Source organism: Pseudoalteromonas sp. BZA4, from assembly GCF_040104395.1.
Classification (GTDB): domain Bacteria; phylum Pseudomonadota; class Gammaproteobacteria; order Enterobacterales; family Alteromonadaceae; genus Pseudoalteromonas.
In genome coordinates this window covers 1-13,808 of the sequence record NZ_JBECOT010000046.1, presented here as the reverse complement: position 1 = coordinate 13,808, position 13,808 = coordinate 1, and the positions used below count along the sequence as shown (strand labels likewise).

The 13,808-nt window shown below is 41.0% G+C and carries 12 protein-coding genes; 3 read left to right on the top strand and 9 right to left on the bottom strand.

Annotated features, from left to right (window positions below):
* Nucleotides 1-35: 35 nt before the first annotated feature.
* The 4 genes from ABMY41_RS16165 to glyA form a co-directional block, all read right to left on the bottom strand.
* Nucleotides 36-689: a riboflavin synthase gene (locus tag ABMY41_RS16165; protein ID WP_054562663.1), complete on the bottom strand. Its 654-nt coding sequence runs from the start codon at nt 687-689 to the stop codon at nt 36-38.
* 4 nt (nt 690-693) lie between these two features.
* The gene (gene ribD / locus ABMY41_RS16160; protein WP_289098263.1) at nt 694-1,833 is read right to left on the bottom strand and encodes a bifunctional diaminohydroxyphosphoribosylaminopyrimidine deaminase/5-amino-6-(5-phosphoribosylamino)uracil reductase RibD; all 1,140 of its coding nucleotides are present in this window, start codon (nt 1,831-1,833) and stop codon (nt 694-696) included.
* Between the two features lie 2 nt (nt 1,834-1,835).
* On the bottom strand, nt 1,836-2,285 hold the full coding sequence (gene nrdR / locus ABMY41_RS16155; RefSeq protein ID WP_054552576.1) for a transcriptional regulator NrdR: 450 nt from the start codon (nt 2,283-2,285) through the stop codon (nt 1,836-1,838).
* 108 nt (nt 2,286-2,393) lie between these two features.
* Nucleotides 2,394-3,650 (bottom strand): serine hydroxymethyltransferase, encoded by a 1,257-nt coding sequence (glyA, locus tag ABMY41_RS16150; protein ID WP_349275430.1) that lies wholly within the window; start codon nt 3,648-3,650, stop codon nt 2,394-2,396.
* 291 nt (nt 3,651-3,941) lie between these two features.
* Here glyA and ABMY41_RS16145 point away from each other — a divergent pair, with 291 nt between their 5' ends.
* Entirely contained in the window at nt 3,942-4,310 is a 369-nt protein-coding gene (locus tag ABMY41_RS16145) for a hypothetical protein (protein ID WP_287243278.1), read from the top strand.
* A 55-nt stretch (nt 4,311-4,365) separates the two neighbouring features.
* On the opposite strand, the gene thrC is transcribed toward ABMY41_RS16145, so the two are convergent.
* From thrC to ABMY41_RS16125, 4 genes are all read right to left on the bottom strand, one after another.
* A complete protein-coding gene (gene thrC / locus ABMY41_RS16140) occupies nt 4,366-5,649 on the bottom strand; it encodes a threonine synthase (RefSeq protein ID WP_349275427.1) in 1,284 nt (427 codons plus the stop codon).
* Between the two features lie 18 nt (nt 5,650-5,667).
* Complete coding sequence (thrB, locus tag ABMY41_RS16135; protein WP_058586208.1) at nt 5,668-6,594, bottom strand: homoserine kinase; 927 nt, start codon at nt 6,592-6,594, stop codon at nt 5,668-5,670.
* Nucleotides 6,595-6,603: 9 nt separating this feature from the next.
* Entirely contained in the window at nt 6,604-9,021 is a 2,418-nt protein-coding gene (gene thrA / locus ABMY41_RS16130; protein WP_349275425.1) for a bifunctional aspartate kinase/homoserine dehydrogenase I, read from the bottom strand.
* 227 nt (nt 9,022-9,248) lie between these two features.
* A complete protein-coding gene (locus ABMY41_RS16125; protein WP_349275423.1) occupies nt 9,249-9,623 on the bottom strand; it encodes a response regulator in 375 nt (124 codons plus the stop codon).
* Between the two features lie 236 nt (nt 9,624-9,859).
* Here ABMY41_RS16125 and ABMY41_RS16120 point away from each other — a divergent pair, with 236 nt between their 5' ends.
* Together ABMY41_RS16120 and rdgC are read left to right on the top strand one after the other, a co-directional pair.
* Entirely contained in the window at nt 9,860-11,623 is a 1,764-nt protein-coding gene (locus ABMY41_RS16120) for a HAMP domain-containing sensor histidine kinase (protein WP_054562670.1), read from the top strand.
* Between the two features lie 90 nt (nt 11,624-11,713).
* Nucleotides 11,714-12,622, top strand: coding sequence for a recombination-associated protein RdgC (gene rdgC / locus ABMY41_RS16115; RefSeq protein ID WP_054552583.1), 909 nt, complete (start codon nt 11,714-11,716; stop codon nt 12,620-12,622).
* Nucleotides 12,623-12,680: 58 nt separating this feature from the next.
* Here the strand turns inward: rdgC and ABMY41_RS16110 are convergent, their stop codons facing one another.
* Nucleotides 12,681-13,523 (bottom strand): HDOD domain-containing protein, encoded by an 843-nt coding sequence (locus tag ABMY41_RS16110; RefSeq protein WP_349275421.1) that lies wholly within the window; start codon nt 13,521-13,523, stop codon nt 12,681-12,683.
* Nucleotides 13,524-13,808 lie beyond the last annotated feature (285 nt).

Here is a 13,808-nt window from a genome sequence, read left to right as displayed (position 1 = left end):
CCATGAGAGTATGATTAATAGTGACGTATCTTTACTTATTTAATAAAGCCAGCTTGTGCTAGCAAGCTCATTGATATGTCTGAACGGGAAGGTTGTTCAGCCCCTTTAATTAGGCGCTCTAAATAGCGAGCAATCTGGTCAACTTCTAAGTTCACCTGAGTCCCCACCTGAAATTCTGCAATCGTTGTTTGCTCTGCAGTATGCGGAACAATTGTCAGCTTAAAGCGATTTTGCTCAACCTCGTTGACGGTTAAGCTAATGCCATCAATACACACCGAACCTTTGTACGGAATGTACTTCATTAAATCATTGTCTGTGCTTAACCAGTACTCGGTTGCACGAGCATTGGGACTAATACTTTCGACAGTCGCAATACCATCAACATGGCCTGACACTAAGTGCCCGCCTAAGCGAGAAACTGGTTGCATGGCTTTTTCGAGGTTAACTGTTTGACCTTTTTTATAATGTGCAAACCCAGTTAAGCTGATTGTTTCGTTTGATAAGTCAGCACTAAAACCATCGCTATGTTTAGCGACAACCGTTAAACACACACCATTGGTAGCAATACTGTCACCGAGCTTGACGTCTTTCATATCCAAATTAGGGCTTTGAATACGAATAGCTAGATCACCTTGCTTTTGTGTTAGTTCAACAATTTTACCTGTTGCTTCAATAATTCCAGTAAACATAGTGCTACTCTTTATTTTCAATGTCTGTGGCTTGCTTTGCTTTTATCGCTGTTAAGCGAATATCATCGCCAATCATCACTGTATCAGTAAAGGTCAGTTCAGTGATATCACTCATCATGGTGACTTCTGCAAAGTTTAGTAAGCTTTTGCCCATATCACCTATTAACTTAGGGGCAATATAAACAATGTATTCGTCAATTAAATCTTGCTCAGCAAACACGCCAGCGAGGGTCGCACCTGCTTCGAGCCAAATATGATTAAATTGTAGTTCAGCAAGACGCTTTAAAACCGCCGATAAATCAACTTTATTGTTATTTGCTGGTACTACTTCGTGTTTAACAAAGTGAGGCCACTTGGTGTGATTATCAAGCGAAGTGGTAAAAATTATCACCGGGCTCTCGATGCTGAATAACGCAAGTTCAGGCGTTAACCTGTTTTGTGAGTCAATAATGATTCGGGTTGGTTGGCGCAAAGGCAACGAGGTTGGCATGGTAAATGGCAACTCATCAACACGAACATTAAGTTTGGCATTATCAGTAATAACGGTGTCTGCACCGGTTAAGATAGCACAGCTTTGCGCACGAAATGCTTGCACATCTTGGCGCGCTTTAGAGCCTGTTATCCATTTACTTTGGCCGTTATTTAACGCGGTTTTACCATCTAAACTACACGCCATCTTACAAGTCACATATGGCAACCCTGTTTCCATACGCTTTAAAAAACCTTTATTTAAATCGCGCGCTTGTTGTTCAAGTAAACCAGATGCAACGCTAATACCTGCGTCCGCTAAAATTTGTAGGCCGCGACCACTCACCGCAGGGTTTGGGTCAACCATGGCAGCAATCACTTTGCTTACACCTGCTGCTTTTAAACCTTCGGCACAAGGCGGTGTGCGTCCATAATGACTACAAGGCTCTAAAGTCACATATGCAGTGGCGCCTTTCGCGTTGTCGCCAGCTACAGCCAAGGCATTCACTTCAGCATGGCCCTGCCCTGCTAATTGATGAAACCCTTCACCGACTATTTCGCCATCTTTAACCAAAACACAGCCAACATTCGGGTTTGGCGTCGTAGTAAAACGACCTTGTTTAGCCAGCTCAATGGCACGCGCCATGTAAGCCGTATCAAGCTCTGTAAACGACATGATTAATCACCTAAACGAGCGATTTCTTCACCAAACTCGCGAATATCTTCAAATGAACGATAAACCGATGCAAAACGCACATAGGCCACTTTGTCGAGTTTCTTCAGTGACTCCATGATGCACTCGCCAATTAAATGGCTAGAGATTTCACGCTCACCTGTAGCACGAAGTTGAGATTTAATGATGTTAACGACTTCGTCGACCTGCTCAGTGCTCACTGGGCGTTTCTCTAAAGCGCGATGCAAGCCATTCAGTAACTTGTCTTCATTGAATGGTTCGCGGCTACCGTCTTGCTTGATGACTCTTGGCATCACAAGTTCAGCGCCTTCAAAGGTGGTAAAGCGCTCATGGCATTCGTTACATTCACGTCGACGTCTCACTTGGTGACCACCGCCAACAAGTCGAGAATCAATTACTTTAGTATCTTTTGCGGTGCAAAAAGGGCAATGCATAGGGTTCAACTTCCGTTTATAAAAAACAAAAAAAGGCCGCTTAGTAAGCGGCCTTTATAATAGCAAAAAACAACGCTATTGTTATCTTAATTACGGTTTAACCAGTAATTAAGCGTAAACTGGTAATTTTTTACAGATAGCTTTAACTTTCTCTTTTACTTCTGCTTGTACAGACTCATCGTTGATGTTGTCTAGTACGTCACAGATCCAGCCAGCAAGCTCTTTTGACTCAGCTTCTTTGAAACCACGGCGAGTAATAGCCGGAGAACCAATACGAAGACCAGACGTTACGAACGGTGAACGTGGGTCGTTTGGTACTGAGTTTTTATTAACAGTGATGTTTGCGTTACCTAGTGCAGCGTCAGCATCTTTACCTGTGATATCTTTATCGATTAGGTCAAGAAGGAATAAATGGTTGTCTGTTTTACCAGAAACAACTTTGTAGCCACGCTCTTGCAGTACTTCAACCATCGCTTGTGCGTTCTTAACAACTTGTGCTTGGTACGCTTTGAATTCTGGTTGTAATGCTTCTTTGAAAGCAACCGCTTTAGCAGCGATGATGTGGCATAAAGGACCACCTTGACCGCCAGGGAAAACAGCGCTGTTTAGCTTTTTATAGATCTCTTCATCACCACATGCAGAAACGATTAGACCGCCACGAGGACCTGCTAATGTTTTGTGAGTTGTTGTTGTAACAACGTGTGCGTGAGGGATTGGGCTTGGGTATACACCCGCTGCGATAAGGCCAGCAACGTGAGCCATATCTACGAATAAGTATGCACCTACTTTATCAGCGATTTCACGGAATTTAGCCCAGTCAACAACGCCTGAGTATGCAGAGAAACCAGCGATGATCATTTTTGGCTTGTGCTCTAATGCAAGTGCTTCAACTTGAGCGTAATCAATTTCGCCTGTTTCATCGTTTAGGCCGTATTGAATTGCATTGTACGTTTTACCAGAAAAGTTAACGTGTGAACCGTGAGTTAAGTGACCACCATGAGCTAAGCTCATACCTAGTACTGTATCGTGTGGCTGAAGAAGTGCTTGGAAAACAGCTGCGTTTGCTTGTGAACCCGCATGTGGTTGAACGTTAGCGTAATCTGTGCCGAATAATTCGTTTGCACGGTCAATAGCTAGTTGCTCAACAACGTCAACATGCTCACAACCGCCATAGTAACGTTTGCCTGGGTAACCTTCAGCATATTTGTTGGTAAGCTGAGAACCCTGCGCTTCAAGTACGCGTGGGCTACAGTAGTTTTCAGACGCGATCAGTTCGATGTGCTCTTCTTGACGAGCCGTCTCTTTATTGATGGCTGCAAATAACTCTGGATCGAAATCCGAAATATTCATGTTACGTTCTAACATGGGGTCTCCTAAGGCAACGTGTATGGTGTTTTTTAAAGGCTGTATTGTACGCTTAAAACGCACTTTTGCCTATCTTGTAAAGATGAACATATTTAAACAGGGATTGAATTTATTTCACAGTGTTTTAATAATGATATTTTTTTATTGATACATAATAAAAATTTATATATTTAAAATATTACATAGATTTTTAAAATGTCACTCTTCATGAAATTGTTTACGATTTATTGCGTTTTCATTGAGGCGAACTAAGCTTATAGAATTGCTCAATATCAAGGATGGTATAATTTCATGCTAGCTAAACCAATATACGAATTAGTCCCCTACGCATACTTCTCTCTTGGGATCAGTTGTATCACATTAGCTAATAATTATGTGCCAACTTTGATCGGCGTGCTCTTATTCTTATTAGGCGCTAATATTTGGCGGATGCGTTCAGAAGCCAGAAGAACCGATCATTCAAGCCAGCGTGTTAAACAAAAAAAACGTCGCTATTACTATGAATTTAAACCCTTTATTATTTTTATTTCGGCATTCACCTTGATGCAATGGACGCAAAATGAACTCGTTTCGGTGATCAGTATTTTGCTGTGTATCTCGGCAGGAGTCATTCTGAGCATGCGGATTTTAAACCGCCATAGTCATTCTTTACTTCATTAAAAGCTTCATTAAAGGCTTCATTAAAAAGAGCGGCTTAGCCGCTCTTTAATTAAGGTTATGCTAATTTATTTAACAGCTCAGTTCGAAGCAATTGATAATCAAACTTAATATCTTCAGCCAAACACTCATTTGCTAGCGCATCAGCGAGCGGTTTCGGCATAGGTAGTTCGATGTCTAAAATTTCTTCTACACTGTCTTTAAATTTAGCTGGGTGTGCAGTCGCTAAAAAGATACCTGCACTGCCATCAGCTAGATTTTCTTTCAAGCCTTGATAAGCAATTGCAGTATGAGGCTCTGCGATGTAACCCGTTTGATGAATTTTTTTCATCACCTCTTTTGTTTCTTCTTCACCAACACAGCTTGAATAAAAGTCATCATAGCTAAACCATTTGTTATCCAACATAAACTGAACACGTGGCCAGTTATTCGGTTTACTCACATCCATAGCGTTCGATAACGATTCAAGCGTGTCATTCGGTGCCCACTCTTTGCTTTGTAAGAAACGTGGCACAGTGTCGTTTTGGTTAGTTGTAGCACTTAGTTTCGCTACTGGCATACCAAGCACAGCCCCGATCATCGCAGCGCACACATTACCAAAGTTACCACTTGGTACTGAGATATGCACTTTACTACGCTGCTCTTTAGGTAATTGAGCAATGGCTTCAAAGTAATAGCAAACCTGTGCAACTAAACGACTGATGTTGATTGAATTAGCAGAATTTAGACCTAGCTTTTGTTTAACTTCATCGTCTAAGAAAGCTTGCTTTACCATGCTTTGGCAATCATCAAAGCTACCATCAACAGCATAGCAATGAATGTTATTGCCTAACGTTGTAAATAGCTTTTGCTGCGCTAGTGAAATTTTACCTTTCGGGTATAAAATCACGACATCGATATTTGGCTTATTATAAAATGCATGAGCAACTGCAGCCCCTGTGTCGCCTGATGTTGCTGTTAAAATAGTGACTTTTTCGCCTTGGTTAAATTGTGCAAGACACTCAGCCATAAAACGGCCGCCAAAGTCTTTAAACGCAAGCGTTGGGCCATGAAATAGCTCTAAGCAATAAATATCTTTTTCTACTTCAACCAATTTCACATCAAAGTTAAATGCATTTTGTACCATCTGTGCAACGGTATCGGCAGGTAGTTCATCGCCAATTAGGTGCGATAAAATCTTACTGCTTCGGCTAACAAAGTCTAAATCAAGTAACGCATCAATGTCTTGAATTGGCGTTAGGCTTTCAGGGAAGAACACCCCTTGGTTACGCCCTAACCCCGTTTTTACCGCTTCTACAAACGACACCTGTTGTGTTTCATCTTTTAAATTATGTAATTGCATGTTTATTCCTTAAAATCTTTAAAGCTGTCGTGTGCCAAGCTGATCAAGTTTACAGATATGGCTGAAACCTTGTTCATTTACATAATTATCATTCAACCAAGCTGCACACTTTTGAGCAGCTTCAAGACTCTTACACACGGTAAATAATGTTGGGCCAGCACCAGAAATACTGACAATCTCTGCGCCAAGCTCTGGCAAGGCACTTTTAGCTTCGGCAAAACCTTGGATTAATGGTGCGCGATGTGGCTCAGCGATTTCATCTGTCATAATTGATAACGCAGCATCAAAACGACCTGTTAGCAATAAGCTGCTAAATGCAGACAGTCGCTGTGCAAACTCAACACTGTCGTGCATTGATAATTGCGTTGGCAATACTGAACGCGCTTTTGCAGTATTCAGTGAAAAACCTGGAAAAGCCGCTACGTAATACCATTGATTATCAACGGGTAACGAAATTGACTTGTTCGGAATCAGTTCACCAGTTAATTGCAAGCCACCTAAATAACAGGGTGTGATGTTATCGTAATGACGGCCGCCACTTACTATGGCTTCAAAATCAGCCATTAACTCGATAAGTTGCTCTTGAGATAAGTTGGTTTCAGCGAACTTATCAAGGGCAGCAAATGCTGCCACCACAGAACAAGCACTTGAACCTAAACCTGAGCCAATTGGTAGGTTCTTTTTAAGCTCAAGTTTTACCGCTGGCATAGCCGGCGCAACGTGTTCTTTAAAATGAATTAAACATTGATAAGCCAAGTTTTCTTCAGCATTAGCAGGCAGTTTATGGGCATAGTCGCCAGAGCATACAAAAGTATCTTGCTCAGCGGCACTCACCTCTACAACATCACCTAATAACGTACCATCGATAGGTGCCAGCGCGGCACCTAGCGCATCAAAGCCGACAGCAAAATTCCCGATTGAAGCGGGTGCATATACACGGATCATGACCAGCTCCTAACGTGTTAACGTTTTTAAGATATCAGCAAATACGCCTGCAGCCGTTACTTCAGCACCTGCGCCATAACCACGAATCACAAACGGACGTGGTTGATAATATTGACTTAAGATTGCCAATGCATTTTCACCGTCACGGATATCGTAAAGAGCATGGCTACTATCTACGGCTTCAATGCCTACTTTACATTGACCGTTTTCAATAGTGCCCACATAACGAAGTACTTTCCCTTCACTTGCAGCGCTTTGAATGCGGTCGTTAAACTGTGCATCAAGAGATGGTAGTTTTGCCATGAAATCTGCTACAGAATCATCTTCTGCAAACCCTTTTGGTAAAACTGATTCAACTTCAATATCGCTAAGTTCTAACTCAAGACCCGACTCACGAGCAATGATCAGTAGTTTTCGGGCAACATCAGTGCCTGATAAATCATCACGCGGATCTGGTTCTGTAAATCCACTTTCTTTTGCTTTTAATGTTGCTTCGCTAAGTGATAAACCATCTTGCAGTGCACCAAACATATACGATAATGAACCCGATAAGATACCGCTGAACTTAATAAGCTCATCACCAGCACCAAATAATGATTTCAAGTTATCAAGAACCGGCAGGCCTGCACCTACGTTTGTTTCGTATAAAAACTTACGGTTATTCTTTTGTGTTGCTGCTACTAAATCTTGGTAGTAAGCATATGAGCTAGTATTGGCTTTTTTGTTTGCCGCAACCACATGGAAACCGGCATTCAAGAAATCAACATATTGCGCAGCAAGCTTATCGGCTGAGCTACAATCTACAATCACAGGGTTAATTAAATGGTTTTGTTTAACAAATTGCTCAACCAGATTTAAATCAAATGCCTGCTCTGACTCGGCTAGTTTGTCTTGCCAGCCATCAAAAGCAATACCTTCACTATCTAGATAAAGCTGTCTTGAGTTAGCAACACCGTACAAGTTCAGCTTGATGTTACGTTTTTCAAGCCATGCTTGCTGACGCTTTAACTGCTGGATAAGTTCTTGGCCCACTAAGCCACAGCCAAGCAAAAACACATCGATTGAAGGAATGTGAGTAAAGAAGTTCTCATGGCACACTTTTACTGCGTCGTTGCACAGTTCACCGTCGATAACCGCTGAAATGGCGCTTTCAGTCGAATCTTGTGCAATAGCAACAATGTTAACCTGCGCTTGAGCTAGTGAAGCAAAGAACTTAGCCGCTAAACCTTTGTGCGCACGCATGTTATCGCCAACTAGAGTAACAATCGCAAGGTTACGCTGTACTTGTATTGGTTCGATTAAACCGGCTTGTGATTCTAATTCGAAAGCAGTTTGCAATGCTTCTAAAGCAAGAGATAGGTCACTCTCATGCACACAGAAACTGATGCTAAATTCACACGAAGATTGAGTGATTAGTACAATTGAAACATTGTCGTGCGCCAGTGCATTAAATACTTTTGACGCCATGCCAACTTTACCTTTCATGCCTGGGCCAGACACCGTTAACATAGCGAGGTTTTGTAAACTTGATAACGCTTTAACTGGATCATTCGACACACTGTCGTTACTGATCACTGAACCTTCTGCATGTGGGTTATGAGTATTTTTGATCTCGCACGGCACGCCTGCTTTAGCACAAGGTAAAATCGTTTTCGGGTGCAATACTTTCGCACCAAAGTAAGAAAGCTCCATTGCTTCTTTATAAGATAACGAATCAACCTTAGATGCTTTTTTGATATAACGCGGGTCAGCATTGTAAACACCGTCAACATCAGTCCAGATCTGGCATACATCAGCTTCTAGGCATGCTGCTGCAATGGCTGCTGAGTAATCTGAACCATTACGACCAAGTGTTGTTAGCTCACCTTGCTCATTGGCAGCAGTGAAACCCGGCATGATATAAATTGTGCTCGGTGCCGCTTTTAATGCTGCTTGAAAACGTAACTTACTTGCATTCAAGTCAGCTTCAGCATCAATGTAGCCACCCACTGAAGCTATACAATCTGTCGCTTCTAAATAACGAGCATTACTGTCTTTAAGCATACACTCCATCAAGGCAACACTTACGCGCTCACCAAAACTGATTGCATAAGCACGTACTTGGTCTGGGCAACACTTTAAAAGTGCAACACCATCTAGTTTATTCTTAAGCTCGCTCAGATCAGGCCAATTTGCGGTCTGACCAAAGTCAGCTTCAACAGCAGCTTTTAGTTGTTCACAGCGTGCAACCAAAGCTTGCCATAACTCACTAAAATCTTGCCCTTGCTCAGCAGCGCTTGCTAATGCTACTAATGAATCTGTCATGCCACCCGGCGCTGACAGCACTAACAACATTTCATCGCGTAATTCTTCTTTGACTAACTGAGCTACCTGTTGCAAACATCCGTAGTCGTCCAAGGACGACCCACCAAATTTTAATACTCGCATTATTTATGTTTCCTCATTCCATAAACGAAAAAGGCCTGTGTTCTAGTGAACACAGGCCTATAATTTTGTTGCACCGACCTATGCCACTATCCCGTAAGGATGATGGTTGTAATAATAATGGTCGTTGCGTGATTAAATGTTTTCATAGCCTGTAGACTGCCTTAAATATAGCCAGCCTGTCAACCCTTAAAGAAAAGATAAATTATGCGTTTGTGTTATATAAAAGATTAGTGAATACCAAATTTATGCAAAGTTGCTTTTAGTCGCACAAGATCTATCGGTTTATCAATGAAGTCAATAGCACCCAATTTTACTACTCTTTGTTTCATTTCAGCCTGAATATCAGCCGAAATCACTATAACAAAGCACTCAATTTTCTCTGCTTTGATTGTTTCGAGCACTGCAACACCATCCAATTCTGGCATGGTTAAATCTAAGCACAATAGATCAAAGTTTTGCTCACGCAATAAGGTAAGAGCTTCGCGGCCATTAGTGGCTTGTTGAACATCTGCATCCAAGCAATCCCCTAAACAGCGTACTACCTGCTTTCGGGCAATATTTGAATCATCACAGACCAGTACTGAAAAATTAGGATTATTCATGAAATAAAAATCTTCGCTGTAGCAAATACAACATCAAAAAAGGCTAAATTAAAGATGGAATAAATTTATAACACACTTTTTCAAGCGCAGTAAGGGCAAGTTTTTTCAAAATTTACTAACAATTTATAAATGTTCCAGTAAAAAAGGATATATTTATTTCTTTTTAACCATTTATTAGCTAACTTTAGAACTAGCTGAATGTATTACAATTGTCACCAAGGAGCTATGGATATTCCATGCTACAAAAAAGCCTGTCTAAAGAATTATTAACAAATGTACTCTCAGTCTACTTTTTACTTACTTTTGTAGTGACCTGTGGACAAGTTATTGCTGAGTACGTTAATACCAAAGATTACATTCGCGACGAATTAACGACTTTACAAAAAACATTTAGCCGCAGTTTAACCCGCGCTATTTGGGAACTGAACGATAAACAAACCATCACCACGGCTGAGGGCTTACTGGCAATCCCTATGATCGAGGGTATTATTGTTCGTGATGATAGCGGCGAGGTACTCTCTCAGTTAGGTCGCTCGTTAGATATTCACGAGCTATACAGTCAACAGTTAGTGCAAGAAGAAGCGATTATCGAGGATACGCCATCAGGCTTATTCGGTTACACATTCCCACTCATTTTTGAATTTTCAGGTAAAACAACACAAGTAGGTGATGTAACCCTGTTTTCAAGTCGTGAAGTGGTATTTAGCCGCATCATGATTTCTATCTACTTTTTAATTGGTAATGCGATGATCAAAACCACCTTTTTGATCATTCTTTTCCTACTTGCATTTAGAAAGCGCTTAACCGAGCCATTGGCACAATTCACAGAACAAATTGAAGATCTTGAACTAAACGACCTAGAAGGCCGCCATATCGAGATCAAAACCGTTGAGCACAACGAATTAAAAGTAATGGAAGAGTCTTTCAACCGCTTAATTGATAAGGTAGTACTTTACCGTGAAGAGCTTGAACATACGCAAAAAGAGCTTTTGATAAGCAACGAAAAGCTCGACCAACATAACTTACAGTTAGAGCAAGAGGTAGCACGCAAAACATCAAACTTAAGCCAAGCGATGATGGACTTGCAGCAACAAAAATACGAGCTAGAAAAACAAAAGCTGACACTAACTGAAGAAATCGATTTACGTAAACAAACTGAACAAGAACTCATAACCAAGCAAACTGAGTTACAACGCTACCTTGATGAACTAAATATGGCGCAAGAACGCTTAGTTGGCTCAGAGAAAATGGCTGCTTTAGGTGGCTTAGTGGCGGGTATTACTCATGATGTAAACACTCCTATTGGGATAGGTGTTACCGCAACATCATTTTTACAAGAACGCTTGGACCAAATTGAAGCGGCATATAAAGAAAAAACCCTATCGCCAAAAGCGCTTGAAGAGTTTATTAATGACGCCAAGCAAAGTACTAGCCTACTCACAAGTAACCTAGACCGAGCTTCTGAGCTGGTTGCAAGCTTTAAGCAAATTGCAGTGGACCAAGCCAGTGAAGCAGTACGTACCATTAACTTTAAAGAGTATTTAGGTGAAGTGATCCGCTCACTCCATCCAAAGCTAAAGAAAACATCGCATCATATTAATTTAGATTGCCCTGATGATTTAACACTTAACCTGCCTGCGGGTGCGATTAGTCAAATTTTCACAAACTTGATTATGAACTCACTCATTCATGGTTTCGAAGGAATTGAAAGTGGCATCATTGATATTGTTATCAAAGAAGAAGATGACGAAGTCGTTATCGACTTTAAAGACAATGGTAATGGCGTATCAAAAGAGCAGTTAGAAAAGCTATTCGACCCATTTTTTACAACCAAGCGCGACCAAGGCGGCAGTGGCTTGGGCACACATATTACTTTTAACCTTGTTAAGCAAACCCTGAGTGGCGATATTGAGGTATCAAGCGAAGTCGGTAAAGGCTTGCACTACCATATTAGTTTTCCGAAAAACATGCCAAAGCCACTTTCAATGTTTAACTCATAAGCAATTAACGCTGATGCCGAAATGATTCATTTCGGCATCAGTTTTTTATTGCTATGATTGGGCAAATTTATTGAAAGGATTAGCCTAATTATGTGGTTTAGTAACCTTATCTGTTACCGTTTTAAACAAGACGTTTCATACTCTCAAGAAGACTTCGACAAAGCCCTAGAACAAGACTTGTTCCGCTCATGTACAGGCCAAGAGCTTTCAACTTTCGGTTGGACAAAAGCCTTTGGTAAACATGGTCAAACCCTATCTCATTTCTCTCAAGACAGCATTTTAGTATGTGCTAAACGTGAAGAAAAAGTACTGCCAGCTGCCGTTATCAACGAATTGGTTGCAGAGAAAGTAGAGCAAATCGAAGCTGAAGAAAACCGCCCAGTAAAGAAAAAAGAAAAAGACGAACTAAAAGAAAATATTCTGCACACTTTACTACCTCAAGCATTCAAAAAATCGAGCCTACAGTTTGCGTTTATTGATCAAAAGAATGGCTGGGTTGTGGTTAACAGCGCAAGCTTTAATAAAGCAGAAGAGCTTTTAGCCCTATTACGTAAATCACTTGGCACGTTACCTGTCGTACCTGCATTTGCGAATTACGATTTAGATGTATTTTTAACTGACTGGTTAACTAATTTTAGTACCCCTGAAGGCTTTTCTATCGGTAATGATGCAGAGCTTGAAGAAGCCGATGACAGTGGCGCTCAGGTTAAATTAAAAGGCCATGACTTATCATGCGACGAAGTAAAGTCACACTTAGAAAATGGTAAGCGCGTAACTAAGCTGGCTCTTGATTGGCAAGAACGCGTTAAGTTCATGCTTCAAAACGATGGTTCAATTAAGCGTTTAAGCTACTCAGAAACATTAAAAGAAGAAAACGCCGACATTCCAAAAGAAGATATGGCGGTCAAACTTGATGCTGACTTTATCTTAGCGTCAGAAGAAATTAAGCAATTGCTAGAAGAGCTGACTCAAGGCTTAGGCGACGCAGAAGATTTATAAAATTAATCTGAGAGTTAATTAATTTAAAAGCGCGACTAAGTCGCGCTTTTTGTTAAAGTTATTCAGTAAAAATTGCTTTTACTTCATTAAGCATATCGTTATATTCATCGTCACTGAACATATCTAGTGATTCAATCACGCCTTTGTCCATGTAAGTTTGCAATGCCGCAGACTTATCAGACACCTGTAAGATGCCTTCTAAAATCGCGCCAATACGAATAAAATCAACATAGCAAATATGCTCTGGACGATAGTTTGGATTTGCCCAGCTTTCAGCTACTTCTACAAACTCATCAGTAAAGCCCCAAGCACGCATAATTGCGCCACCTACTTTACCACCCAGCTTTTGAATGGCATGAGCAAGGAAACTTGGGTTTGCGAACACCTCGGGGTGCTTTTCAGCTTCTGTTAAAATGGGCAGTACGCCAATGTTATAAACCAATGCCGCTAAGGTAATTGTGTCGCGATTCAATGATGTATGCTTATTTCTGCGTAAGAAGAAATCCATCAAGGTAATTGAGTGACATGCTACTTTGAGGGTTTTCTGCCATGCCTTGTCCATATAGCCTTTGATAAGCTCATTATGCGATACAAACAGCTGCTCCATTGCCATTGCAGTTGCAATGTTCTTAATTTGACGTAGACCAATTCGTGTTACAGCTTGGTGTAGATTTGTAACTTTAACTGAGCGCCCTATAAATGCACTGTTGGCGACTTTGATCATTCGTGCTGATAATGCCGGATCATGAGAGATGACATCTGCCATATCCATCAAGTTTACCTCGGGGTTATCCGCGGCTTGCCTTACCTTCACTGCAACTTCTGGTAAGGTAGGTAACACTAAAGTGTCATTATTTATTCTGTCGACCAATATGGTCAGTAATGCATTTTCTGTTGACATATGTGTGCCATCCTCTTGGGTTAGCCCGCCTAAACAAAGGCAGACTAATGACTGACATTATTAGATTAGTTATAGTTTTAGTATTGTCTAACTTAGCGCTAAAGTTAAGAAATTCACAGAAATTATCTATTTTTTATATTTTTTAACTAACTAGGGCGTGTATATGGTCTCCTCCAACATTGCAAGAATAAACAATGAGTTTTGACAGGGATAGGTTTGCGTTCGTATATCCGGCTTCTTAATTGAAACACTTTGGTTTCGAGCCTCGATGAACTTCGCACATAT